Origin of the sequence: Burkholderia sp. LFS061 (assembly GCF_047978125.1) — a bacterium.
In the GTDB taxonomy this organism is placed as follows: Bacteria; Pseudomonadota; Gammaproteobacteria; order Burkholderiales; family Burkholderiaceae; genus Burkholderia; species Burkholderia pyrrocinia_C.
This window is the reverse complement of sequence record NZ_JBFPFS010000045.1, coordinates 1-25,125: the sequence shown is the minus strand read 5'-3', so window position 1 is coordinate 25,125 and position 25,125 is coordinate 1. Positions and strand designations below refer to the sequence as shown.

Annotated in this window: 24 protein-coding genes and 1 pseudogene; 12 read left to right on the top strand and 13 right to left on the bottom strand. The window is 62.9% G+C overall.

Annotated elements, in window-relative coordinates; all coding sequences use genetic code 11:
- The first annotated feature begins 130 nt into the window (after positions 1 to 130).
- The 5 genes from ACNQQL_RS29300 to ACNQQL_RS29280 all read left to right on the top strand — a co-directional run bounded on the left by ACNQQL_RS29300 (position 131) and on the right by ACNQQL_RS29280 (position 4,383).
- A complete protein-coding gene (locus tag ACNQQL_RS29300; protein WP_347067557.1) occupies positions 131 to 1,282 on the top strand; it encodes a branched-chain amino acid ABC transporter substrate-binding protein in 1,152 nt (383 codons plus the stop codon).
- A complete protein-coding gene (locus ACNQQL_RS29295) occupies positions 1,249 to 1,476 on the top strand; it encodes a hypothetical protein (RefSeq protein WP_072438459.1) in 228 nt (75 codons plus the stop codon). The genes ACNQQL_RS29300 and ACNQQL_RS29295 overlap by 34 nt, the downstream gene beginning before the upstream one ends.
- Positions 1,473 to 2,645, top strand: coding sequence for an FAD-binding oxidoreductase (locus tag ACNQQL_RS29290; RefSeq protein WP_347067555.1), 1,173 nt, complete (start codon positions 1,473 to 1,475; stop codon positions 2,643 to 2,645). The genes ACNQQL_RS29295 and ACNQQL_RS29290 overlap by 4 nt, the downstream gene beginning before the upstream one ends.
- Before the next feature lie 408 nt (positions 2,646 to 3,053).
- A complete protein-coding gene (locus ACNQQL_RS29285; RefSeq protein ID WP_347067554.1) occupies positions 3,054 to 3,899 on the top strand; it encodes a GNAT family N-acetyltransferase in 846 nt (281 codons plus the stop codon).
- 103 nt (positions 3,900 to 4,002) lie between these two features.
- Entirely contained in the window at positions 4,003 to 4,383 is a 381-nt protein-coding gene (locus ACNQQL_RS29280) for a VOC family protein (RefSeq protein ID WP_347067552.1), read from the top strand.
- 211 nt (positions 4,384 to 4,594) lie between these two features.
- Here ACNQQL_RS29280 and ACNQQL_RS29275 read toward each other — a convergent pair whose 3' ends face one another.
- Positions 4,595 to 5,566, bottom strand: coding sequence for a LysR substrate-binding domain-containing protein (locus ACNQQL_RS29275; protein ID WP_072438468.1), 972 nt, complete (start codon positions 5,564 to 5,566; stop codon positions 4,595 to 4,597).
- Between the two features lie 136 nt (positions 5,567 to 5,702).
- Here ACNQQL_RS29275 and ACNQQL_RS29270 point away from each other — a divergent pair, with 136 nt between their 5' ends.
- A complete protein-coding gene (locus tag ACNQQL_RS29270; RefSeq protein ID WP_072438470.1) occupies positions 5,703 to 8,003 on the top strand; it encodes an NADP-dependent malic enzyme in 2,301 nt (766 codons plus the stop codon).
- A 183-nt stretch (positions 8,004 to 8,186) separates the two neighbouring features.
- On the opposite strand, the gene ACNQQL_RS29265 is transcribed toward ACNQQL_RS29270, so the two are convergent.
- The 9 genes from ACNQQL_RS29265 to ACNQQL_RS29225 all read right to left on the bottom strand — a co-directional run bounded on the left by ACNQQL_RS29265 (position 8,187) and on the right by ACNQQL_RS29225 (position 15,023).
- On the bottom strand, positions 8,187 to 8,501 hold the full coding sequence (locus ACNQQL_RS29265; RefSeq protein ID WP_072438546.1) for a high-potential iron-sulfur protein: 315 nt from the start codon (positions 8,499 to 8,501) through the stop codon (positions 8,187 to 8,189).
- 56 nt (positions 8,502 to 8,557) lie between these two features.
- Positions 8,558 to 8,899, bottom strand: a complete 342-nt coding sequence (locus ACNQQL_RS29260) for a cytochrome C oxidase subunit IV family protein (RefSeq protein WP_034181991.1) — start codon at positions 8,897 to 8,899, stop codon at positions 8,558 to 8,560.
- A gap of 8 nt (positions 8,900 to 8,907) precedes the next feature.
- A complete protein-coding gene (locus ACNQQL_RS29255; RefSeq protein ID WP_347067549.1) occupies positions 8,908 to 9,615 on the bottom strand; it encodes a heme-copper oxidase subunit III family protein in 708 nt (235 codons plus the stop codon).
- Positions 9,612 to 10,223: a cytochrome c oxidase subunit 3 gene (locus tag ACNQQL_RS29250; protein WP_072438474.1), complete on the bottom strand. Its 612-nt coding sequence runs from the start codon at positions 10,221 to 10,223 to the stop codon at positions 9,612 to 9,614. Before ACNQQL_RS29250 ends, ACNQQL_RS29255 begins: the two co-directional genes overlap by 4 nt.
- Positions 10,220 to 11,977, bottom strand: coding sequence for a cytochrome c oxidase subunit I (gene ctaD, locus ACNQQL_RS29245; protein ID WP_347067547.1), 1,758 nt, complete (start codon positions 11,975 to 11,977; stop codon positions 10,220 to 10,222). Before ctaD ends, ACNQQL_RS29250 begins: the two co-directional genes overlap by 4 nt.
- 24 nt (positions 11,978 to 12,001) lie before the next feature.
- Positions 12,002 to 13,150: a c-type cytochrome gene (locus ACNQQL_RS29240; protein WP_347067545.1), complete on the bottom strand. Its 1,149-nt coding sequence runs from the start codon at positions 13,148 to 13,150 to the stop codon at positions 12,002 to 12,004.
- Between the two features lie 334 nt (positions 13,151 to 13,484).
- Positions 13,485 to 13,997 carry a hypothetical protein gene (locus tag ACNQQL_RS29235; protein ID WP_347067543.1) on the bottom strand — a complete coding sequence of 171 codons (513 nt, stop codon included), beginning with the start codon at positions 13,995 to 13,997 and terminating at the stop codon, positions 13,485 to 13,487.
- 83 nt (positions 13,998 to 14,080) lie between these two features.
- Entirely contained in the window at positions 14,081 to 14,365 is a 285-nt protein-coding gene (locus tag ACNQQL_RS29230) for a hypothetical protein (RefSeq protein WP_416392780.1), read from the bottom strand.
- Between the two features lie 148 nt (positions 14,366 to 14,513).
- A complete protein-coding gene (locus ACNQQL_RS29225) occupies positions 14,514 to 15,023 on the bottom strand; it encodes a DUF1269 domain-containing protein (RefSeq protein WP_347067541.1) in 510 nt (169 codons plus the stop codon).
- Between the two features lie 652 nt (positions 15,024 to 15,675).
- Here ACNQQL_RS29225 and ACNQQL_RS29220 point away from each other — a divergent pair.
- Both ACNQQL_RS29220 and ACNQQL_RS29215 read left to right on the top strand, forming a co-directional pair.
- Positions 15,676 to 15,969 (top strand): hypothetical protein, encoded by a 294-nt coding sequence (locus ACNQQL_RS29220; RefSeq protein ID WP_416392779.1) that lies wholly within the window; start codon positions 15,676 to 15,678, stop codon positions 15,967 to 15,969.
- Between the two features lie 215 nt (positions 15,970 to 16,184).
- Positions 16,185 to 17,153: a hypothetical protein gene (locus ACNQQL_RS29215; RefSeq protein WP_416392782.1), complete on the top strand. Its 969-nt coding sequence runs from the start codon at positions 16,185 to 16,187 to the stop codon at positions 17,151 to 17,153.
- Between the two features lie 35 nt (positions 17,154 to 17,188).
- Here the strand turns inward: ACNQQL_RS29215 and ACNQQL_RS29210 are convergent, their stop codons facing one another.
- From ACNQQL_RS29210 to ACNQQL_RS29200, 3 genes are all read right to left on the bottom strand, one after another.
- Complete coding sequence (locus tag ACNQQL_RS29210; protein ID WP_347067539.1) at positions 17,189 to 18,883, bottom strand: NfrA family protein; 1,695 nt, start codon at positions 18,881 to 18,883, stop codon at positions 17,189 to 17,191.
- Positions 18,880 to 20,838 carry a glycosyl transferase family protein gene (locus ACNQQL_RS29205; protein ID WP_416392781.1) on the bottom strand — a complete coding sequence of 653 codons (1,959 nt, stop codon included), beginning with the start codon at positions 20,836 to 20,838 and terminating at the stop codon, positions 18,880 to 18,882. Before ACNQQL_RS29205 ends, ACNQQL_RS29210 begins: the two co-directional genes overlap by 4 nt.
- A 143-nt stretch (positions 20,839 to 20,981) precedes the next feature.
- Complete coding sequence (locus tag ACNQQL_RS29200) at positions 20,982 to 21,329, bottom strand: hypothetical protein (RefSeq protein ID WP_347067535.1); 348 nt, start codon at positions 21,327 to 21,329, stop codon at positions 20,982 to 20,984.
- Positions 21,330 to 21,793: 464 nt separating this feature from the next.
- On the opposite strand from ACNQQL_RS29200, the gene ACNQQL_RS29195 reads away from it, so the two are divergent.
- The 4 genes and pseudogenes from ACNQQL_RS29195 to ACNQQL_RS29180 form a co-directional block, all read left to right on the top strand.
- Complete coding sequence (locus ACNQQL_RS29195; RefSeq protein WP_239483243.1) at positions 21,794 to 22,099, top strand: hypothetical protein; 306 nt, start codon at positions 21,794 to 21,796, stop codon at positions 22,097 to 22,099.
- Between the two features lie 12 nt (positions 22,100 to 22,111).
- Entirely contained in the window at positions 22,112 to 23,755 is a 1,644-nt protein-coding gene (locus tag ACNQQL_RS29190) for a DUF2334 domain-containing protein (protein WP_347067532.1), read from the top strand.
- A 293-nt stretch (positions 23,756 to 24,048) separates the two neighbouring features.
- Complete coding sequence (gene imuA / locus ACNQQL_RS29185) at positions 24,049 to 24,741, top strand: translesion DNA synthesis-associated protein ImuA (RefSeq protein ID WP_110281348.1); 693 nt, start codon at positions 24,049 to 24,051, stop codon at positions 24,739 to 24,741.
- Positions 24,674 to 25,125: pseudogene (locus tag ACNQQL_RS29180) on the top strand (DNA polymerase Y family protein); the annotation flags it as partial. The gene imuA and the pseudogene ACNQQL_RS29180, both read left to right, overlap by 68 nt.

Sequence of the window (25,125 nt, the reverse complement as noted above, 5' to 3'; positions counted from 1 at the left end):
GTGATCGGCCGACCGGTTTGACGCCTTCGTCGAATGGCGCCACGGCGGCGGACGACATCACCGGCACGCGAGAGGTCGCCGACGCGCGGCAGTCGCGCGTTGCATCCCGACCCACAGAAGAAGGATTGCCATGACGTTCCGCATTCGTTCGCTTTCCGGCGTTGCATTGACCGCCGCGATCCTCGCGTTCCAGACGGGCGCGGCCCATGCGCAGGAGACGGTCGTCAAGGTCGGCGTGGCCGGCCCGCTGACGGGCGGCGGCGCCGCGTACGGCAAGGACATCGAGAACGGCGTGCGCATGGCCGTCGACGAAGCGAATGCCGCGCGCACGACGGTGGGCGGCAAGCCCGTGAAGTTCGTCGTCGCGTCGCAGGACGACCAGAGCGATCCGCGCACCGGCGTGCAGGCCGCGCAGCAGCTTGCCGACGCGCAGGTGGCCGTCGTGATCGGCCATTTCAATTCGGGCACGACACTGCCCGCGTCGAAGATCTACGCGAAGGCCGGCATTCCGATGATCACGCCGTCGGCGACCAATCCCGACATCACGCGCGCCGGGCTCGGCACCGTGTACCGCGTGATCGCGACCGACACGCAGAACGCCGGCAACGCAGGCGCATATGCGGCGAGCGTGACCAAGGCGAAGCGCATCGCGATCATCGACGATCGCACCGCGTTCGGCCAGGGCGAAGCCGACGAATTCGAGAAGTCCGTGAAGGCGAACGGCGGCACGATCGTCGCGCGCGAATTCACGAACGACAAGGCCGTCGACTTCAGCGCGCAGCTCACGAAGATCAAGAGCACGAATGCCGATCTCGTGTTCTTCGGCGGCCTCGACGCGCAGGCCGCGATGCTCGTGAAGCGCATGCGGCAGCTCGGCATCCGCGCGCAGTTTCTCGCGGGCGGCGGCGTGATGAACGCGAACTTCATCAAGCTGGCCGGCAACGCGGCGGAAGGCGCGGCCGTGTGGGAATACGGGCAGCCGCTGTCGCGCCTCGCGAAGGGCAAGCTGTTCGAAACGAAATTCAGGCAGAAGTACGGTGTCGACATGCTCGCGTATGCGCCGTTCGCGTACGACGCGACGTGGATCGCGATCAACGCGATGCAGAAGGCCAATTCGACGAAGCCGGCCGATTTCAACGGCGCGTTGAAGGACACGCGCTACGACGGCATCACGGGCACGATCGCGTTCACGAACACGGGCGACCTGAAGAACCCGAGCTCGACGCTGTATGAAGTGAAGAACGCCGCGTGGCAGCCCGTCACGACGAAATCGGCGGATTGAACGCAAGCGCGCGGACTTTCGCGGCGATGCCGGACGTGCTGAAATACCGTGAGCGATCGGTTGCGATCGCGGCGCACGCCGGGGCGATCGCCCGGGAAGTCCGCGGACGCGACGCCGCGCGCGACGCGGCACGAACAACCAACGGGCGTGGCCGGCTGGCCGCGCCTTTTACGTGCAACTGGAGTCAGTCGTGAGTTCTCAAGTCGTCATCGTCGGCGGTGGTGTGATCGGCAGCTCGATCGCCTATTTCCTGCGCGCCACCGATCCGACGGTCGCCGTGACCGTCATCGAACGCGACCCCACCTATGCGCGATCGTCGTCGGCGCTGTCGGCCGCGTCGATTCGCCAACAGTTCTCGACGCCGCTGTCGATCGAGATGTCGCTGTTCGGCATCGACTTCCTGCGCACGATCGGCGAACGGCTCGAAGTGGACGGCAACCGGCCGTCGATCGATTTGCACGAAGGCGGTTACCTGTTCCTCGCGACGGCGGCCGGCGATGCGACGCTGCGCGAGAACCATGCGCTGCAGACCAGCCTCGGCGCCGATATCCGGTTGATGGATTGCGATGCACTGCGCGCGAAGTTTCCGTGGCTGAACGTCGACGATCTCGTGTCGGGTGCGTACGGCGTGAGCGGCGAAGGTTGGTTCGACGGCTACGGGCTCGTGCAGGCGCTGCGCAAGAAAGCGCAGGCGCTCGGGGCGCGTTATGTGGCGGCCGACGTGAAGTCGGTCGAACGCGATGGACGGAAGATCACGCATGTCGTGACGGGCGACGGCGAGCGTTATGCGTGCGACACGCTGGTCAACGCGGCCGGTGCGTGGACGCGCACGCTGTCGTCGATGATGGGCGTCGACATTCCCGTGTATGCGCGGCGCCGCAGCATCTTCAACGTGTCGTCGCCGGCCAAGCTCGCCGATTGCCCGCTGCTCATCGATCCGACGGGCGTGTATTTCCGGCCGGAAGGGCGCACGTATATTTGCGGCACGTCGCCGAGCCCGGATCGCGACCCGGACGATTTGCCGCTCGACGAAGTCGATCACGACCTGTTCGACGACGTGATCTGGCCGACGCTCGCGAATCGCGTGCCGGAGTTCGAGGCGCTGCGCGTGGAGAACTGCTGGTCCGGATACTACGAGTACAACGTGTTCGACCACAACGCGATCATCGGGTATCACCCGGAGCTCGACAACGTCGTGTTCGCGAACGGCTACAGCGGCCACGGGCTGCAGCAAGGGCCGGCGACGGGGCGCGGGGTCAGTGAACTCATTCTGGGCGGGCGTTACGAAACGCTCGACCTGTCGCCGCTCGGCTGGGCGCGAGTGCTGGAAAACCGGCCGATCGTCGAAAAGAACGTCGTGTAGCACGGCGTGACCGCCCGGTGTGGGGTGGGCGGTATTCTCCTTGTGTCTCAAACCCATTGGCCCGACTTTGTCGGGCTTTTTTTGTTCTTCGCGGATTTTGGTGGTGGGCGCTCGGCGACCTGTTGCAGCCGGTCGACCGTTCGGACATTCGAGGGCCGCCTGGTGACCCAGTCGTCCGGGTTGCCGATATGCATCGATTGCAGTGCCCGTCGGACCGGAATAACCGTTATGGTCGCTTCACTCTGTTACCCGCCCTTGGGATTATGATGACGCGATCGGCGGCCGTGGCTTCGGGCACGATTGCGCGGCCTGTTCTGTCAGTTGGCCGGCGCTCGCTTGCCGGCGCTTTCCCGATGCATTTTCCGTAACACGAGGCGGCGATCTTTAAAGCCGCGAGTGGGGCGAACCATGGATCAAGGCGGTGACTTTATCGTGCGGACCATGTCGGCCGACGAGCTGGCCATGTCGGTCGAATGGGCGGCTGCTGAAGGGTGGAACCCAGGCTGGCATGATCCGCACTGTTTCAGGGAAGCGGATCCGGCTGGGTTCTTCGTCGGTGTTTGGCGCGGCGAGCCGGTCGCGTGCCTTTCCGCCGTCGCCTATGACGAACACTTTGGTTTCATCGGCCTCTATATCGTGAAGCCCGGGTTTCGCGGCAAAGGCTTCGGTATGCGAATCTGGCAGCACGGCATGCGTTATCTTGGAGACCGCAACATTGGTCTCGATGGTGTCGTCGCCCAGCAGGCGAACTACAGGAAATCCGGGTTCCGGCTCGCGTACCGCAACATCCGCTATCAGGGGCGCGTGGACGGCATCGGGTGCGCGCATGTAGCGGCCGCGACCGATGTGCCGTTCGAGCAGTTGCTTGCCTACGATCGCCAGTGTTTCCCCGCGGCGCGCGAGCGTTTCGTCTCCGCGTGGATCGCGCAACCGGATGCCGTTGCGCTCGCAACGGTCGACGCCGGCCGTGTCGCCGGATACGGTGTCGTGCGCCGCTGTAAGGCCGGCTGCAAGATCGGCCCGCTCTTTGCCGATGATGCAGGCGTCGCCACCGGGCTGTTTCGCGCGCTGGCGGCGAGCATGCCTGGCGAGGTCATCGTGCTCGACGTGCCGGAGACGAATCCTGCGGCCGTCGCGCTGGCGGAACGGCACGGGATGACGAGCGTGTTCGAAACCGCACGGATGTACACGAAAGACGCGCCTGCGATCGCGCTCGATCGCGTGTTCGGGGTGACGTCGTTCGAGCTGGGGTGATGGAGCGGACGGGGCTGCCGTCGACGGCAGCATGTGGCAACATCGCGGTGATCCGCACTTCACGTCGGGGCGCGGGCGGGCCCAACTATCCGAGAGGGAACTCATGTTTGACCACGTCAAATTCGGAGTCAGCGATTTCGCAGCGAGCAAGGCGTTTTTCCTCAAGGCACTTGAACCGCTTGGTGTAGTAGTCGCGGGGGAGGGGGAACCTTCGTACGGCGTCGAGCTTTGTCCGCCGGGGCCGTGGCAGCCTTCGTTGTGCCTGTTCCAGACGACGGAGACGCCCGCGCATCTTCACATCGCGTTCAAGGCCGAGAATCGGCGGCAAGTCGACGAGTTCTATCGTGCGGCGCTCGAGGCGGGCGGGAAAGATAATGGCCCGCCGGGATTGAGGCCGCGTTATAACGCGAATTACTACGCGGCGTTCGTCATCGGGCCGGATGGGCACAATATCGAGGTGGTTTGTCAGCGGGCGGAGGAGTGAATTTCTGTCGAGCCGCGTTGGGCGGCGGGACTGTCTCTCGCGTCACGCTTTTATCGATAGCGGTAGACGGATGTATTCGAAGCCATGAGTGAACATTGGCGTGACTGAGAGCGTGCATGCGCGAATATGAGAAGCAGCCAAGATTGACCGCTCGCACTGCGAGTATGAATTGTTCGTAGCCGTGCGGCAGGTCCCTTGCCTGGGACAAACCTTACCTCCGCGCTTCCCCATACGTCTCCTTACACACCTCCCGTAGCGCCTCGACGAGCAAATCCCGCGCCGGCGAGTGCGAATCAGCGGAGCGGGTAAACAGCGCAATGGGCGGAAGCGTCCACACCAGCGAGTAAGGCACGATCGCCACGCCGGCAATCCGCACCAGTTCCTCCGCGATATCGGCCGGCACGATCGAGACGGCCTCGTCGCTCGACGCGATCATTTCGCCGATCAGCTTGGACGAGTAGCTTTCGACGATCGGAACGGGCGGCGGGATGCCGGCCGACAGAAACAGGTCGGTCACCTGTTCCCGCATCGGCGTATGCGGCGCGCCGAGAATCCAGTCGAGCGCGTGCAGCTTGTTCCAGTCCAGCGTCGTGCGGGCCAGTTTCGCGGCAAGGCGCCGGCTCGCGATCATGCGCGGCTGCTGCTGGTACAGCACCTCGAAGGAAACCCGGCCCAGATCGATCGCCGACGAAGCGCGCCCGATCACGATATCGACGCTGTGATCCTTGAGTTGCAGCAGCAGCTGATCGCTGGTGCCTTCGTGAATCGTTACGGTCAGGCGCCGTTCCATGCGCGCTTGCAGCCGCTTCAGCGCCGCCGACAGCATCTGGCCGGAGATGAACGGAATCACGCCGATGTGCAGGTGGGCCGCATGCCCGGCGGCGACGGCCTCCATCTCGCGGGCGAGGTGGTCGAGATCCTTGATCATCGCCTTCGCCCGTTCGAGCACGACCGCGCCGAGCGCGGTCGGCCGCATGCCGCGCGACGAGCGCTCGAAGAGCGGCGTGCCGAACATGCTCTCCAGCTCGGACAGCGCGTTCGTCACCGCGGGCTGGCTGCTGGCCATGTGCTCCGCGACGCGCGTCAGCGACCCGTGCTGCTGGATCTGCAGCAACAGCACCAGATGCCGAATCTTCAGACGTGCGCCAAGCCGCCTGACCACATCGTTTGCGTCAAAAGTCATTGACTGGTCACGCATCCATCATGAAAAAGTGATGGACCGATATTAAAACAGAATCATCTCCTTATGGCGGATCCCTAGAATCACCTCCATGGATCGCGCCGGGACTGGCCTGGCGCCCGTGCCCGGACCGAAAAACATGAAACAGACAGAGACACAGCAGCAGGCAGCGTTCGACTATCACGAGTTTCCGACCCCGGGGAAGATCTCGGTCGTCGCCAGCAAGCCGCTCGTGACCCAGCGCGATCTCGCGCTGGCTTACACCCCGGGCGTGGCGGGTGTGTGCGAGTCGATCGCGGCCGATCCGCTGCAGGCGCACCGCTTCACGAGCCGCGGCAATCTGGTGGGCGTGATCACCAACGGCACCGCGGTGCTCGGTCTGGGCAACATCGGCCCGCTCGCATCCAAGCCGGTGATGGAAGGCAAGGCCGTCCTGTTCAAGAAGTTCGCCGGGATCGACGTCTTCGACATCGAGATCAACGAGACCGATCCGGACAAGCTGGTCGACATCATCGCCGGCCTCGAACCCACGTTCGGCGGCATCAATCTCGAGGACATCAAGGCGCCGGAGTGCTTCACGGTCGAGCAGAAGCTGCGCGAACGCATGAAGATTCCCGTCTTCCATGACGATCAGCACGGCACCGCCATCACCGTATCCGCTGCGTTCATCAACGGGCTGAAGGTCGTCGGGAAGTCGATCTCGGAGGTGAAGGTCGTGACGTCGGGGGCCGGTGCGGCCGCGCTGGCCTGTCTGGACCTGCTGGTCGACCTCGGACTGCCGGTCGAAAACATCTGGGTGACCGACATCGAAGGCGTCGTCTATCGCGGCCGTACCACGCTGATGGACCCGGCAAAGTCGCGCTTCGCGCAGGAAACCGATGCGCGCAAGCTGTCCGAAGTCATCGGCGGCGCGGACGTGTTCCTGGGCCTGTCGGTCGGCGGCATCCTGAGCGCGGAGATGCTGAAGGAGATGGCGGCGCGTCCGCTGATTCTCGCGCTGGCCAATCCGACGCCGGAGATCTTCCCGGAACTGGCGCATGCGACGCGCGACGATGTCGTCATCGCGACGGGCCGCTCGGACTACCCGAACCAGGTCAACAACGTCCTCTGTTTCCCGTACATTTTCCGCGGTGCACTGGACGTGGGCGCGACGACGATCACCCGCGAAATGGAGATCGCCGCCGTTCACGCGATCGCGGGGCTGGCCGAGGAAGAGCAGAACGAAGTGGTGGCGGCGGCCTATGGTGCGTACGACGTGGCCTTCGGCCCGCAATACCTGATTCCCAAGCCGTTCGATCCGCGTCTGATCGTGCGTATCGCGCCGGCCGTGGCCAGGGCGGCGATGGAAGGCGGCGTGGCGACGCGCCCGCTGACGGATCTCGACGCGTATGTCGAGCAACTGCAGCAATTCGTCTACCACTCCGGCGCGTTCATGAAGCCGCTGTTCGCGACGGCGCGTCAGCTTGTGCGTGACGGCGGCAAGGCGCGGATCGTCTTCACCGAAGGCGAGGACGAGCGCGTGCTTCGCGCCGTGCAGGTGATCGTCGACGAGAAGCTTGCGCGTCCGATCCTGGTCGGGCGTCCGGAGGTGCTGCTGGCGCGGATCGAGCGGTTCGGCCTGCGTATTCGGCTCGGTCAGGATGTCGAAGTGACCAATCCGGAATATGACGAGCGGTTCCCGCAATACTGGACGACGTATTGGGAACTGCGGTGCCGGGACGGCATTTCGAAGGAGATGGCGCGCGTCGAAATGCGGCGTCGCCTGACCCTGATCGGCGCGATGATGGTGCGGCTCGGCGACGCGGACGGGATGATTTGCGGGACGGTCGGCGAGTATCACAATCACCTGCGGTTCGTCGACGAAGTGATCGGCAAGAAGCCCGGTGCGTCCACCTACGCGGCGATGAACATTCTGCTGCTCGACCAGCGGACGGTGGCGCTGGTGGATACGCACGTGAACGATAATCCCGATGCCGAGCAGATCGCGGAATTCACGATTGCTGCGGCCCGGCAGATGGAATGGCTGAACCTGACGCCGAAGGCTGCGTTGCTGTCGCGCTCGAACTTCGGTTCAGGCAGTGCGGCTTCGGGTGTGAAGATGCGCCGGGCGCTGGAGATCGTCCGGGAGCAGGCGCCTGATATCGAGGCGGATGGCGAGATGCACGGCGACTGTGCGCTCGACGAAGGGCTGCGGTCGCGGCTGCTGCCGATGTCGCCGCTCAAGGGCGCTGCCAATCTGCTCGTTTGTCCGAACGTCGATGCGGGGAACATTGCGTACAACCTGCTCAAGACCGAGGCGGGCAGCAATGTGGCGGTGGGGCCGTTCCTGCTCGGAGTCAACGCGCCGGTGAACATCCTCACTTCGAGCTCGACGGTGCGGCGGATCGTGAATATGGCGGCGTTGACGGTGATCGAGGCCAATCGGAGTGCTTCTGCCTGATCGATCGGCGCTCGTGGGGGAGGGCTACGGCCACCCCCCCGCGTTTGTCGGTACTCGGCCGGTTGCTGCCGCTCGACACGCATCGACGAGCGGCCGCTCCAACGCGCACATGAGACGCAATTCCACTTTGGCACGCCGATGCCGTTTCAAGCCGCCGGCAGCACGGCCGCCACGCCGTCCCCGCTACGCCTTTTTCGCATAGGCGCTGCACCAGCCTTTGGCATTGACCTGCTTGCCGCTGAAAATGGTGCACGGCGCCATCGCGACGCCGGCTTTGCCCTGGAAGAACTGGCAGCTCGCACAAGCCTGGCCCGCCTGAAAGTTCGGGAACTTCGCATGGTCGACCCGGCTTGCATCCGTCTTGTAACCGAGAGCCTGGGCATTTGCATCGGATTCCTGAACGGCGCCGGCATCTGCCGCCGCCGCGCGGCGTCCAAATGCCAGCGCGGATGCCAGAACGGTGGTGGTTGCAATAAAACGTCGGCGTGAAAATTTCATGGTGTCCTCCTGCATGTGCGAAGCGCTCGTCGCGTGACGAACGGGCGGCGAAGGGATCAGTGGAAGAAGAGTTCCCGCATGCCGAAAGTGTGATGCGCTTCGGCCGCCATCAGCACCATCAGCACCAGCAGGCACAGGGGCGGGATCAGGATGGCGTACACCAGCGCCAGCCGCTCCCACATCATGTGCATGAAAATCGATACGATCAGCCCGGCCTTGGCGATCATGAGCACGACGATCAGCACCCAGCGCAGCAGGCCCTGCACGTGGAAGTAATCCACCATGTACGACAACGTGCTCAGCACGAACAGCAGGCCCCAGATCTTCAGGTAAAGGCCGATCGGATGCTGCTGGCCGTGCGCGGCGTCGGGTCGATCGGCGGGATCGGTGTGGTCCATGGCCTGCCTCACCACAAATAGAACAGCGCGAAGATGAACACCCACACCAGGTCGACGAAGTGCCAGTACAAGCCGGCGATCTCGACGATCTGGAAGTTGCCGTGCTCGGTAAACGCCGGTTGCAGGATCTTGCGCGCGATCAGCAGCAGGTAGATCACGCCGCAGGTCACGTGAAAGCCGTGGAATCCGGTAATCATGAAGAAGCACGCGCCAAACTGCGCCGCGCCCAGCGGGTTGCCCCACGGGCGGATCCCTTCATGGACGATCAGCTTGGTCCATTCGAAGGCCTGCATCGACACGAAGGTCGCGCCCAGCAGCGCGGTGGCCAGCAACAGGGCGGCGGCGCGCCTGGCGTTGCGCCGGTAGCCGAAGTTGACGGCCATCGCCATGGTGCCGCTGCTGGTGATCAGCGTGAACGTCATGATGGCGATCAACAGCAACGGCACGTCCACGCCGCCCACCGTGAGCCCGAACACCTTGGAGGGATCGGGCCACGGCACCGTTGTCGACATGCGCACCGACATGTAGCCGATCAGGAAGCTGCTGAAGACGAAGGTGTCCGACAGCAGGAAGATCCACATCATCGCCTTGCCCCACGGCACCTTGAAGGCTTCGCGGTCGGCCGACCAGTCCGTGACGATGCCGCGCCAGCCGTCAGGCCCGGCGTCGGTGGGCGGGGTGTCGGCGGATTCGGTGGGAAGCGTGGGTGCGGTCATGGCGCGGCTCCATACAGCGGCCCGCAGATGGCCGCGACGAACGCAGGGGTGAGCCACCACATCGCCGCCAGCAGCACGAGCCAGACAGCCAGCAGGAAATGCCAGTAGAGGGCGCACAGCGCGATGGCGCGCTGGGCCCGGAACGGGTCCGTGCGCCGGAGACGCGCGATCGTCACGGCCCAGGCCGCCAGCCCGCCCAGCACATGCAATCCGTGCAGGCCGGTGAGCAGGTAGAGGAAGCTATTGGAAGGATTGACGGTGACGGTCTGCCCGGCCGCCGACAGCATGCGCCAGGCGATCAGTTGCCCGATCACGAACACGGCCGCCAGCACGCCGCCGCACGCGAGCCACGCCACGCGGTGCAAGGTCAGCTGCCGGGCACGCTGCATGGCAACGCTTGCCAGCACCAGCGCGCCGGTGTTCCACCACAGCAGCGCCGGATGCGGGATCGGCTGCCAGTCGGGCTCGCGCATGCGCATGCCATAGGCGAGCAGCAGCAGCGAAAACAAGGTCGTCGCCACCGCCATGAAGACCATCAGGCCGATGCGGCTCGCATTCGGCAGGACCGGTGGTGCGTCGGGAACGAAGGGGCGGGGCAGTGTGGTCATTCGCGAGCCTCGCCGGGTTGAAGCGTCGGGCGGGCCGCCGGCTCGGGCGCCGTCGCGGGCGGCTGGTTCTGCGGGACGAAGTCTTCCTCGTGCCCCGGCGGGCTGTATTCGTAAGCCCAGCGGTAGACGACGGGCAGCGCGGCGCCCCAGTTGCCGTGCACGGGCGGCGTTTGCGGCGTCTGCCATTCGAGCGTGGTGGCCCGCCACGGGTTGCCGTCGGCGCGCTTGCCGCGCGCGAGGCTCCACGCGAGGTTGTACAGGAACAGCAGCTGCGCCGCCGCAACGATCAGCGCAACGACGGTGATGAAGGTGTTGAGCGTCTGCGCCGAATGGGGAATGAAGCTGTAGCCCTCGTACGCGTAATACCGCCGCGGCATGCCGAGGATGCCGAGATAGTGCATCGGGAAGTAGATCGCATAGGTGCCGACGAAGGTGATCCAGAAGTGCGCGCGCCCGAGCGTATCGTTCAGCATGCGGCCCGTCACCTTCGGATACCAGTGGTAGATGCCGCCGAACACCACCAGGATCGGCGACACGGCCATCACCATATGGAAGTGCGCCACCACGAAGTACGTGTTCGACAGCGGAATGTCCACGCTCACGTTGCCGAGATAGAGCCCGGTCAGCCCACCCAGCACGAAGGTGCTGATGAAGCCGATGGCAAACAGCATCGGCACGGTCAGGTGGATATCGCCGCGCCACAGCGTCAGCACCCAGTTGTAGACCTTGAGCGCGGTCGGGATGGCGATGATGAGCGTGGTCGTGGCAAAGAAGAAGCCGAAGTACGGATTCATGCCGGCGACGAACATGTGGTGCGCCCAGACCACGAAGCTCAGCGCGCCGATGACGACGATGGCCCACACCATCATCCTGTAGCCGAAGATGCTCTTGCGCGCGTGCGTGCTGATGAGGTCCGACGCGATGCCGAAGGCCGGCAGCGCGACGATGTAGACCTCCGGATGCCCGAAGAACCAGAACAGGTGCTGGAACAGCAGCGGGCTGCCGCCGGCATGCTTGAGCGTCTGCCCCATCGACACCACGGCCGGTATGAAGAAGCTGGTGCCGAGTATCCTGTCGAGCAGCATCATCACCGCCGACACGAACAGCGCCGGAAACGCCAGCAGCGCCATGATGGTCGCGATGAAGATGCCCCACACCGTGAGCGGCATGCGCATGAGCGTCATGCCGCGGGTGCGCGCCTGCAGCGTGGTGGTGACGTAATTCAGGCCGCCCATCGTTGCCGCGACGATGAAGATCGCCAGCGACACGAGCATCAGCACGATGCCCCATTCCACGCCCGGCGTGCCCGGCAGGATGGCCTGCGGCGGATACAGCGTCCAGCCCGCGCCGGTCGGCCCGCCCGGCACGAAGAAGCTGGCCCCCAGCACCAGCACGGCCAGCAGGTAGACCCAATAGCTCAGCATGTTGAGAAACGGGAACACCATGTCGCGCGCGCCCAGCATCAGCGGGATCAGGTAGTTGCCGAAGCCGCCCAGAAACAGCGCCGTCAGCAGGTAGATCACCATGATCATCCCGTGCATGGTGACGAACTGGTAGTAATGGTTGGCGTCGATGAAGCTGAACTTGCCCGGAAAGCCGAGCTGCAGCCGCATCAGGTCCGACAACACCATGCCGACCAGGCCGATGGCGATGGCCGTCAGCGCATATTGCACGGCGATGACCTTGTGGTCCTGGCTCCAGATATAGCGGGTCCAGAAGCTTTGCGGGACGTGGTCGGTGTGCGCGTAGGGCATTGCATGTGCTCCGCTGGGAATTCGCTAGGGATTCGTTGCGCTGCTGGCGGCCGGACCGCCTAGCGACTCGATGTAGGTCACCAGCGCGGTCAGTTCCTGCTCGCTCAGGTCGAAAGTCGGCATGACGGGCGAGAAGCCCTTCACGACGCGGGCCTTCGGGTCGCGGATGAAGGCGCGCAGATAGGCTTCGTCCACCTTCGCGGTGCTGCCGTCGGCCATCGTTTCGGTCTTGCCGTACAGGCCTTTCCAGGTGGGGCCCACGCGCGGACTGCCGTCCACGGTATGGCAGGCGACGCAGCCCTTGGCCGCCGCGAGCGTCTTGCCCTGGTCGGCAAGCGCCTGGGCGCTGCCGCCGGTAGCGGCTGCTGCTGCCTGCACCCTGGCCTGCTGCCGCTGCGCGAACGTGGTCTGCTGCGCGAGCCAGCGCGAGAACGATGCTTCGTCTTCCACCACCACCACGCCGCGCATGCCGGAGTGCCCGATACCGCAAAGCTGTGCGCACAGGATGTCGTAGCGCCCCGCCTTGGTCGGCGTGAACCAGAAGGTGGTCACCATGCCGGGCACCATGTTCATGCGCGCACGGAACGGCGGGACGTAGAAGTCGTGCAGCACGTCGCGCGACCGTGCCAGGACCTGGATCGGCCGGTTGAGCGGCAGGTGTACCTCGGGCGCCTCGATCAGGTAGTTGTCGCGGCCGTTGGGGTCGCCGGGGTTCAGGCCGAAGGGGTTGTCGTTGCCGATGTAGCGCACGTCCGTCGTGCCCAGCTTGCCGCCGGGGCCGGCGAAGCGGAAGCGCCATTGCCATTGCTGGCCGAGCACCTCCATCTGCAGCACGTTGCGCGGCGGCCGGATGTAGTCCGCGTAGACGAAGAGCCCCGGTGCCAGCAACGCCGCCACGCCGACAGCGGTCAGGCCGATCAGCCACCATTCCAGCCGCCTGTTGTGCGGCTCGTAGGCCGCGCGATGCCCGCTGCGGTGGCGGTAGCGCATCAGTGCGATCACGATGAACAGGTTGATCGCGATGAAGAGCGCGCCGGTAATGACGATCGTGATCGTCAGCATGTCGTCCATGCGCACCCAGTTCGACGCGATCGGCGTGATCCACCAGGGACTGGCAAAGTGAAACCCCACCGCCAGTACGATGATCAGGATCAGGGCAATCGCAAGCGCCATGGGCCGCCTCGCTGCGTGTCACTCGCCGGAGCCGCCGACAAGCGCTCCTGGCGTCGTTGTGCCGCCTTGCCGTACTTCGTATTGTTGTTTTCGCCGGCAGTCTGCCAGGTCCGATTCGCCAAGCGTTGCAAGTGGCTTTAAAGCAAAGGTAGTCCTCTCCTTTGCATCGTGCAAGGCAGCGCAACGGGGGCAGCGCGCGCCATAGGTGTATCGCGCGAATGGAGAAGCCGCATCGCTGCGATGCAATGCAAAATGGCCGCCTCCGGCATCGGTTGTCGAGGCGGCCGTCCCGCGAGGGCGCCGGGTCTTTAAGCACGGTAGAAAAAACGGCGCGTCAGTGCATCGCGTCCCGCTTGCGCCGTTCGAGCATGCCGTAGACGACGGCGGTGACCACGCCGAACAGCAGGTTTGCCAGCAAGGGCCCGGAACCCCGCTCGGAGACGAACCATGGGAACACGGCTGTCATCACATGGAAGTTCCACACATACGCGACGATCCCGAAGGCCAGCCCGATGATGGCCTCCATGCCCACGCTCGAATCGAAGCGGAACGGCGCAATGATCGCGGCGAGCATCATCCCCATGATGGCGCCGAGCACGTAGTGCAGTACCAGCGCCGTCCCCACGATGCCGAAGCTGAAGACCGACATCTGTTCGAGCGCGCTGCGGCCCATCACCATTGCCGCGATCTTGTGGGTCGGTTGCCACGGGCTTTCGTCGAGCACCATGGTCGACCAGAAGAATTCGAGCACGATCACCAGGGCGCCGCCCGCAAGACCGGCCACGGCAGCGGCGAGCCAGTCGGGCCTGCGCCGTTGCCAATGGTGCGATTGAATGTTCAGTTCCATACGACCTCCTTGCCGACGGTTCAGCTTCGGCACTCAGGTTCAGAAGGCGCCACTCGCGTCAAAAAGTACGCCCTTTATTCGATTCAGAATGGCAGATATGGGTGCCAACGCAAGGTACAAAAACCCTGCGCGATGGATGGCACGGCGGCGTTCCGCTCGAAGTTCGGCATCGTTGTGTCGGCAGGCAGGCAGTTGGCGCGCGGCAGCGTGCCGCCCGTGGTTGCGGTTATGCGATAGCGCGCTCGGCGATACGCATCGATGATGCTGGCGAGGGCGCCGGCGCGTGTCGGGATATGGAGCGGAGATTGCGGCGCCGCGCGATTGCGGGCGTCTGATTTGATGCGACGCAAAGAGGCACGGGATGTCACGGAATAGCCCCTGTACCGGCGTGCCGGGGCAGCGGGAGCACCCCCGACAATTGTCCCGCGTGGACGTATGCCGATTTCACACTGGCGTGAAGCCAGCATGCTCGATGCAGAGACGGCCTCGGGTGTTGCGTATGCCGGTTTTCGAGTTTCAGGGGAAGATCGGTGTCGTAGGCTCGCCGCCCTCCAGATCCGCCTTCGGAAAATGCTGGGCGACCATCTCCTCGATTTCCTGCTCTCGTAATCCCGGCACGTCGGCCATGATCAGAATCTGGCCTTCCCGTATGGCGTCGCGAAATCGCTGGAGTCGCGCGTTCGGCTCGGCGATGCCGATCATAGCGGCCGTCCACGCCCCGAAGCCCGCTCCCGCCAACGTCAATGCGACGACGGCGCCGCCCGCAATCACGAGCTCCGCAGGGGGGAACACAAGCGCGACGAGACCGATAAGCGCGCCCGTCGCGCCGCCGAGTGCGACGCCGCGCTCGAGCGCGTGCACGACATCGCTGCTTTGCAGCAAAGATGCTTCGGGTAACTGATCGAGCGTGACACTGTGATTGGCGAGGACGTGGATATGGCGCCAGATGATGCGTGCGCGCAGCAAGTCGTCGACGATCGCCTTCGCCATCTGCGTATCGGGTACGAGGAAATAAAGGCGTCTCATGTTGGCACTCCTTTTTTTTGCCATCAGCTCATCTTCAACAGAGCATTTTCCATTTTATGTCAGCATCGGCCGCGCGGTAGGTGCGAGCGTACGAGCGTTGGCGCCGCATACCCCAACTCGTTACCTGCCGCAGTGAGTGCGTTTCACGACCAGGCGACCCTGGGTCGCCCCTACGGTGATCGTTGCTTCCATACCCGCCGCAAATCGCGGGTAGCCGGTCTCCACGCCAATGGAAAAATTACCCCGTTCTCGGGCATATGCGAGCGCGGCTTCGGCGGTCGATGTGTGCCGACCTTGCCAAAGACGAGCGCTGTCTTCGGGGCCCGGCTCGGGAACGGCTCGCGCACGGCAAAGGTCGACTGCGGGCTGTCCCGGGCTTCGCATGAACGCGACTGACCGCCGGGGCGCTATCGCTCCGGCCCTTGCCGCGGGAGTCGCGATGTCCGTCGATACGCACATCGACAACTGTCACGCCCGCACGGATTCGTCTACGCAGTGATCGGCAAGAAGCCTGGTGTTTCCACCTACCCGGCAAGGAACATTCTGTTGCTCGATCTGCGGACGGCGGCGTTGGCGGATACGCATATCAACGATGATCCGAACGCGGAGCGGACTGAGGAATTCACGATTGCTGCGGTCGTGCTTTTTTCCGATGTCGCTGCTCGAGAGCGCCGCCAACCTGCCGGCCGGTCCAAACGTGGACGCCAGCCGCATCGCGTACAGCCGGCTCAAGACCGAAACGGGTAGTCACGCGGCGGTGGAACTGTTCCTGCTGAGCGTCAGCGCATCCGTGAACACCCTCACTTCGAGTTCGCCGGCGCGGCGGATGGTGACTATGGCGGCGTTGACTGTGATTGAAACCAACCGCATACGTTTGCGCGATCGAGCGTCGGAAGCAGGGCGGCGACGGGTTCGCAAGGCATCCATAGCCGAATCCCGCTGGTGACGGGTTTCACTATTCGGCCGCCTTGTGAACCAATGTTGTTGGGTATTCGTTTAGGGATGCTGGACATTTCTCCCGAAGGCATCGCGTCGCAACTTCTCCTGCGCGAGGCATCGCCCTGCGATGTTCCGGAGCCATTTCTGTCGATATCGTCCGATAATTATATTTTATTTTCGTCTAAAATCGCGCTTCTTCTTACTTTAGGACGGAAGGACGTTTTGAAAAGACTGACGAAAAACATCTCGCGCACGGCCGTTGCCGCGTGCATTGCTTATGCTGGGCTCTTGCCTTTGTCCCAGTCCGCCCAAGCTCAGGTCGAACCCCTGAAGAATCCGGTCTACGGCGTCACGCTCGACGATCTGACGAAACTCGATGCGATCATCGCGTCGCTGCAGAACCTGCCGTACCGGCCGACAGTGCGTGTCGTGTTCGATCCGGGTACGCCGGCCTCGGACTACTACGCACCGCTGCTGCGTCTGCACTCGGTCGCGTATGTGATGGGCGAGATCTACGATTCTTACTATTTCCCGACGACGCTCTCCACGTATCAAGCGAGAACGCAGGAATTGGTGTCGCAACTGAAGAACACCGTCGACGTGTGGGAGATCGCCAACGAAATCAACGGCGAATGGCTGCGCAACAACCCGAGCGGTACGAACTCGGTGGTCAATTCGCAAGAACAGCAGATCGGCCAGATGGTCGCCGCGGCCAACACGATCGTCAAATCGAACGGCGGCAAGACTGCGATCACGCTGTACTACAACGACGACAGCAAGGGTACCAACTGCTGGGAGAAACCCCAGGATTACTGGAAGACCTGGCCGATGAACTTCCTGTCCTCGACGGTTCGCCAGCAGGCCGACTATGCGTTGTTCAGCTACTACCCGTACCAGGATTGCCCGGGGCTGAGCCCGTCGTGGAAGAACGATTTCGCGGCGCTGGAAAGCATTTTCCCGAACGCGAAGGTTGGCTTCGGCGAAATCGGTACGTCGGATATCTCCGCGCCGGCGTCGGTGCAGCAGAACCTGATCAAAACCTATTACCCGATGGTCAACACCATGAACGACCCGCGTTTCATCGGCGGCTTCTTCTGGTGGAACTACGTCGAACAAATGCTCCCGTACTCGACGAGTTCGTATTTCCAGTTGCTGCGTCAAACGATCATCACGCTTAAGTCGCCCAACTGATCGCGCCATCCGCGCGTAAGCGTCAGCGTCGCAGGTTAAAACCACAATGTTGCGCGTACCACGAGACCACGTGCGCGTACCGCTGACGTCAACGGAAACCTGTATTGCACCGTGACATCCAGATAGCTTGCCGGCGCGCTATACCTGCCTTCGCGAAACCAGTACCGGAACTGGATGCCGGGCCCCGCACCGATCGCCGTCTTGTTCGGCTGGCGGTTGTCGTGATCGCCGGCCACCGCGGCATGCGGATAGACGGTCAGCCGATCGCTGAGCGCCGTCAAACGCCAGGTGTGCCCGTAACGCAACTCCGAATAGATGATGTATCGGCCTGCCTTGATGAAGTACGCACCTTCGACATAGGCCTGCCAGCTACGCCAGCTCGGTTCGGTGACCCGCAGGTCGGTCCCCGCTTCCGACGAATAGCCCAGGCGCATCAGCCAGTCCGTCATCGACAGGCTGCCGACGTGGAAAAGCCGCTCGGCGGTCATCACCACGTTCTGGTCGGGTATCGGCTTGTAGCGAACCCCCACCGAACCCTGCACGGTCGGCATGCCGGTCACGTTGCCGCTTCCGTCGTATGCCGTGCCGTATCCGCGCACGAAGAACTGGAGAATGCGTCCGTTCTGGTAGCCGATCTTCGGTGGCTGCCAGTACGCTTCGATACCCGGCTGCAACACGCTGATGGTGCCTTGCGGGCCGAACGCGGCCGACTGGTAGGGCGCGCTCAGCACGAAGCCCCAGGTGCGCTGAAGTTGCTCGACTTCTCGCCGATAGCCGAACTTGTGCTGCGCATCGAACTTGTGTTCGTTTTCATCGGCGTCGAGACTGTGCTCGAACAGCTCGACGGACTGCTGGTTCAAGCCGATACGCTTGGCGGCATAGCCTGCGTCCGCGTAGTTCATCGCGTTGCCGGCTCCGCCGTCGAAACCCTCCTGGAATGCGTCGAGCGCCTCGCGATCCTTGTGTTCTCGCAGCAGGTCATAGGCCTGCTGCAACTTCTGTGTCGCGGTATCGTCCACCGGTATTTGTGGCGCCTGCTCGGGTTGCTGGGCCTGCGTCACGATCGACGCGGCCATCTTCCGCTCGGCGTCCGTCGTCGCGTCGCGGGCGGCAAGATCCGCCACGCGGATCGCGCTTTCGCGATCGCCCGACATCAAGCTCAACTGCGCGATACGCAACTGAATCGCGGCCGATTTCTCATCTGCCAGCGGCGCCAGCGCAACGCCGGCTTCATGCGGACGATGCGCCGCGAGCGCACTGTCCGACCATGCGAGACGCAGGTTGCGCTGCTGCTCCTTGCTCCATTTACCTGTCGCGACGGCGGCCGAGAAATCGCTGCATGCCACGTCGTAACGCTCCTGCCGCTGCGCCAGGTAGCCATGCTCGGCCCGTACCGCGGCGCTTTTCGGAAAACGAACGCTTAACGATTCCGTCATGGCGTCCGCTTCGTCGATTTTTCCTTCACGCTTGAATACATCGAGGAGCAGCAACCCGAGCTGTTCGCTTCCGGGCTGAATCTTGAGGGCGCGCTGTGCATACTCTTCCGCGCGGGGCAGGTCGCCGGCACTGATTGCCTTGTATGCGCCATCGGCGAGCCGATAAGCCTTGGGAGCGAGCGGCTGCGTGGCGTGTACGGGGGCTTGCCAGGCCAACGATACGGCGATCGCCAATGCACTCAATCGCGCGCAGCGCTTGAGGCCAACAGCGATCGGGAGTCTGGAGCGTTTCATGCCTGTTCTCCCGACGGCTTTTGCATTGGAGAAACCTGCGACGTTGCATCGTCGCCGTCACGCACTCGCGCGAGTTCGACGAAGCGCGAGTGTCGGGCGAGTTCGGCCGCAATCTCCGTATCGCAGGCAATGAAATACGCAACGTTCGTCTTGGCGCCGCGTCGCACGATATCCTGTTCGTCTTGCGTGAGCGGCCGCCCGACCGCCACGTTCAACGTTCCGTCGTCTGCGGTCGAAAACGGGATAGCCCGATACGTGTACTGCAGTTCGAATGCCAGCGAATCCGCGAAGTGGCCGACCGCCACATTGCCCAGGCTTACCCGCGGGAGTTCCGCTTGTTCTGCGATCGCATCCGCCAGCGATTCGGTGGAGATCGCGCTACCTTCGATCAACAGTTCGCCCAGCCGCTTGCCGCATGTCAGCTGCCTCTCCAGGCCTGCCTGCAATTGCTCCAGTGAGACCACGCCCCAGCCGACGAGGATCTCGCCAATCTTGTGGCGGACTTTCCCGAGCTGTTCGTTCGACAGGTAGGTATGACTGGTCTTGTCCCATGCGATCGGCTTGCCGCTTGCGAGGTGGCCGAGATAGATGCGCCACGCCCGGCAAACCGCGTAGAAATTGATCAGGTTGTTGACGAACATTCTCGGAATCGAGAGCAGCCCCTGGACCGGACCGTTCAGCTTGCTGACAAAGTAGTAGCGCTGCCCGGCGCGGGCAAACAGCATGACGGTGTTCACCCAGAGCAGCGGGGCTATCCATTCGCTCGCCGTGACGAGAGGGGCGCTGACGGGGACGACATGACCTAATTTCTGAAGGGCGGCAAGCGCTACGAAATTGATTAGTACACCGTAAGCAATCACTGAAAAAAGTGAGGTGACGATACCCTTGCGGTCGTGGAAGAACATGTAGCGGGTGAGGAAATCGCCCTTCCAGCCGAGTTGCTCCCACCCCTGAAAGGCGATGCCGAGGATCCAGCGCGCACGCTGTCGATATGCGGTGCGAAATGTCTTCGGAAAATATTCTCGGGTGGCCAGCAGGTTTCGATTGGCGGCTCCGCCCTTTGCGGGCTTGGCCCCTGCATCCTGCGGGATATCCGAAAGCGGAAAGCGGGCAAAGGTTTCCTTCATGCCCAGGTCTCTCAACCGAAAGCTGAAGTCGTAGTCCTCGGTCAGCGAGCTGGTGTTGAACGGACAGCCGCCGCTCTCCTTCATCGCCGCTTCGATGGCGCGCCTGCTGTAGCAGGATGCAACGCCCGCGCCGGGGACGACGCCGGTCAGACGGGCTCGCGCCGGTACGTCCTTCTGGTGCGTTTCGCTGAAGTCGTCCATGTAGCATCCGGCCACAAACTCGTTCCATTTCCGCGGCAATGACAGAACGGGGAGCTGGACCAGGTCGCTATCCGCAATCGCATGACTGAGGTATTTGAGTTCAATCGGGTGAATGACATCTTCGCAGTCGTGCATCACGACGCCCGCGAACTGAATATGATGCGTTTCTTCGTAGCGCAGGATCGCTTCGATGATCCAGTTCAGGCAGTCTGCCTTGCAGGTCGGCCCATCGTTCATGACCGTTGCGCGCGTCACCCTGCCCGGATAACGGCGGACCATGCGCTCGACCTCCGCCGTGGTTTCGGCGTCGTTGTGATAGGTGCCGACGAAGATGACATATCGCTCGTACTCCATGGTCGCCAATGTGTTTTCAATCATTTTGGCGATCACGTCATACTCTTTCCACGCCGGAACCATGAGCGCCAGATAGCGTTCTTCCTCGGCGCGCAGCATGCCGATATCGATAGTCTGTGTTTTTTCGTGACGCAGAAATCGCCCGATTTCGAATGACCAATAACAAGCGTCGAGCGTAAGGTCATCCAGTGTGCTTACCAGAATGACGATCGCGGTCAGAATGGTGATAATGTTAAGTGCATATAAATATGCAATCCATATTGTGTTATCCATCATTTCCCCGCGATTTTATATTGTATGCAATTCTTCTCCCTTGCACCAACGAAGGACGAATATCTGCCCGTCCTCGTCGACCCCGTCACTCCCACTTCGCGGCTTGCGCCGCAAAAAAATCCTGTCACTCGAAAAAGGCTCCGTCAGCCTGGAGTTTTCTCGATGCGATCACGTAATATCCTTAAAGATGAAACGTGTTCAGTGGGTGACTTTTGAAAGTTGGTATTTACCTCGCATACTTCCGTCTCCCGCCGGGATGGATCCTGCACCATTAATGCTTGCATCCGCTCTCGATCCAGCTCCCCGCAGCGCTCCCTGCGCACCGTCGTTTCAGTCGTTTCAATACGCAGGTCATAAAGCAAGTCGCGCGCCATTGCCGCGCCGCCCTTGACCGTCCGGGCGTCTGCGGGGCGTCGCACAAGATCGACCCACCGAATTCGAGCCAAACGTTTCAGTGCTGAAACGCATGATCGATTGATCTGACGAAACATGATTTGCGGACCCGCTGCCGCGCCCCGGCTGCCGCCGTCGGGGGAATCGTCACGCGAATCCGGCGATCACCGGCCTCTCCAGTCGCCAAGACATGTTCGAGCCATACGAGTCGATTGCCGCGTCACCATGCGCAAAGCGTTGAGGGAACTGGTTTTCCCTGAATCGTCCGAACAGGCTTCACTTGTTTGTCAGATGACAGCCTCGAAAGCGGATACGTTGCACACCTGAAACGTTTTTTCTAAACAATTTTGGATTGCCATGGTGTGCCGATTTCGGCGCCCTGATCCCGCGCCCATTTGCGACCGATGGTACGTTTCTAGCTTGAAAGAAAAACAATCCCGTCCTGTATTTTTGTCTGGCATCAAGTGCGCAGGAAAAAATAACGACATAACGCCCTGATTATTAAATGGCACCAGCCGTGCTCGTTTCGTTAACGAGATGAATTTATTTTGCATATCAAAGGATGAAAATCATGATTTCTCATCGCAATCGATATTTTCAGAACGGACTGAGCACCGTTGGATCACTCGTCACATTAATCTCCGCGCTCGCCTTCGCCGTCGCTGTTCAGGATGCAAATGCGCAGGAGAAGGGCAATTCGTCTGCGGTAAAGATCAAGCCGCCTCCGTTACCCAACGGTTCCGCCCAGGTCAAGGTGAAGCCGGGTATGTCCGACGAGGAATGGGAGAAGGCATACAAGGAGACGGGGCGCCCCAAGTTCAACTTGAAGTCCGTCAAGAAAGCCGGTGGCAACGTGCAACGCGACTAGGGAGAAACGGCCATGAAAAAGATCTTGCTTGTCATCGCCCTGCTTGCCGGACTCGCGCAAATGACGTTGCCGGGCACGGCGCACGCGCAGGTCACCACGGCACGTACGCTCGTGCTATACGATAACCCGGCCAACGACCCGTATTCGAAGCTCGGCCTGATGTACAGCATCATGTTGAGAAACCTGCTTGGCCATTTCAACGCGACGGTCGATCTGGTTCCGATACAGAACTACACGTCCGGCATGGTCACGAACCACGACGTCACGTTCTACATCGGCGATTACTACAACAACCCGATTCCGACGGCGTTCATGAGCGACGTGATGACCACCACGAAGACCGTGGTCTGGTTCAAATACAACTTGTGGCAGCTTGCATGGAACACGGCCTACACCTTCAACCAGACCTTCGGGTTCAGCTTTCTCGGCATTGCCGGGTTGAACGCGCCGCCTTCGTCGAGCAATCCCAATCCCGGCTTCTACGACACGGTCACGTACAAGAACCTGCCGATGGTCAAGTACTACGCGTATAACGCGTCAACCGGCGCCATCAGTGCGGACCCGGATATCGGGCTGACCCAGATCGTCGATGCCACCAAGGCGCAGGCACTCGTCACCATCAAGAACAGCAAGAGCGGGGCGACCACGCCATACGTCATGCGCTCGGGCAAGTTCTGGTATTTCGCGGATATGCCGTTTTCCTACATCGGCCCGACGGATCGGTATCTGGTGATATGCGACATCCTGCACGACATACTGCAGACCAATGCACCGGTGAATCACCGTGCTCTCGTACGTCTGGAGGATCTCGACGCATATACAACGACGAGTTCGATGAAAAAGCTCACGGACTACCTGTACTTCAAGAGGATTCCGTTCACGATGGCCACCATCCCCGTGTATACGGATCCGAACGGCTATTACACCGGCGGCGTCCCGGAGACGATCCATCTTGCGCAGGCAACGGGCCTCAGGAGTTCGCTGAACTACGCGGTCGCGCGCGGCGGTTCGATCGTGGTGCACGGCCTTACGCACCAGTACGATTCGACGCCGAATCTTCTCACCGCGGTCAGCGGCAGCGACTATGAGTTCTGGTATGCGGTCCAGAACCGTCCCGTCGATGAGGATTCCGTTCAATGGGCGGCAGGCAGGATGGCCGAGGGCATCCTCGAGTTCACGACCAACGGCTACAAGATCGTCGGCTGGGCTGCGCCGCAGTACCAGGTGTCGCCGTTGGCAGCGGCGGCCACCGCCCTCACGTTCCCGACGACGTTCCAGCGGGCCGTCTACTACACCGCGACCAATCCTCAAATCGGAACGGGGGCGCCCAACCAGGACTTTTCGGCCGGGCAGTTCTTTCCGTACATCATCAACTCCGATTACTACGGACAGCGGATCGTTCCGGAGAACCTGGGCAGCATCCAGTACAACATCTGCAATGTCGACCAATTCTCGTGTATCGCATACACATGGCAGCAACTCGTGACCAATGCGCAATACGGTTTGGCGGTGCGGGACGGTTTCGCGTCCTTCTTCTTCCATCCATACTGGCTTGAACCCGATCTCGGATTGCCGGCGTACCAGGACTTCCAGAGCCTGATCACCGGCATTACGAATCTCGGCTATACGTGGGTAGACGGCACGACTGCCAAGTGATACTGGCATGGCGGCAGTTCCGTGCGACCTTCATCGGCGCGCCCGTGGCTTAGAGCTGACTATTGACGTCAGCTCTGCCCGAGCGCGCATGCTCGGCGAGCCAGGACGCTCTGGATATCGCCCTGAATTCCTATCGTCGCCTCTCTCGCGCCTTGGAGATTTTCAGCTAGAATACTGTATATATATACAGTATTGGTGAGCGATCGATCGTGACTACCGTTCTTCTCCATCCCAGCCAGATCCGGCCCGCTGACGAACGGGCTCGGTCCATCGATACGTTGCTCGACGCAAGTATGCATTCCGGCTCGGGGGGAATAACGCTCTGGCGCGGCTCGCAGCTCGCGCGCGGCGGCCCGCGCACGATCGATACCGGCTTCGCGCCGCTGTCCGCCGAGCTGCCGGGCGGCGGCTGGCCGGTCGGCGGGCTCGTCGAACTGCTGGCCGCGCAGCCGGGCTGCGGCGAGATGCGGCTGCTCGCGCCCGCGCTCGCACGCACCGTCAGCGCCCGGCGTCCGCTCGCGCTCGTCGCGCCGCCGCAATCGCCGCATGCGACCGCGCTCGCCAGTCTCGGCGTGCCGGCCGACGCGCTGCTGTGGCTGCGCGCCGGCAGCCGCACGGATGCATTGTGGGCCGCCGAGCAGGCGCTCAGGACCGGCTGTTGCGGCGCGCTGCTGCTCTGGCAGGACGCGCGGCCCGATGCGCTGCGGCGCCTGCATCTCGCGGCCGCGCGCACGGGTGACACGCTGTTCGTGATGCTGCGCCCGCTGTCGGCCGCGCGGCAGCCGTCGCCGGCCGTGCTGCGCGTCGCGCTGCATCCCGTGCCGGGCGGCGTGTCGCTCGATATCGTCAAGCGTCGCGGGCCCGCGCGCGGCGAGCCGCTCGTGCTCGACCTGCCGTCGCCCATCGTGGAGAGTCGTTATGCGCGTCTTGCTCGGCATCCATCTGCCGCGCCTGCCGCTCGACGTGTGCGCCCCGCAGCCGTCTGACGCAGCGGCCGGCGGCGCCGGCTGCGCGGTGCTCGAGCAGGGCGTCGTGCTGATCGCCGATGCGGCCGCGCGCCGGCAAGGCGTGCGCGCGGGCATGAAGCGCGGCGGCGTGCTGACGCTCGCGCCCGGGACGCAGCTCGTCGAACGCGATCCCGCGCGCGAGGCCGATGCGCAGCGCGCGGTCGCGCTCGCGTTGCTGCGCTTCTCGCCGTGCGTCGCGCTCGACGACGAAGCCACGCTGATCGTCGACGTCGGCCCGAGCCTGCGCCTGTTCGGCGGCCTGCCGTCGCTGTGCCGCCAGGTGCGCGCGACGCTCGCGGCGCTCGGTTATGCGGCGCGCCTGTCCGCCGCGCCGACCGGGCGCGGCGCGTGGCTGCTCGCGCG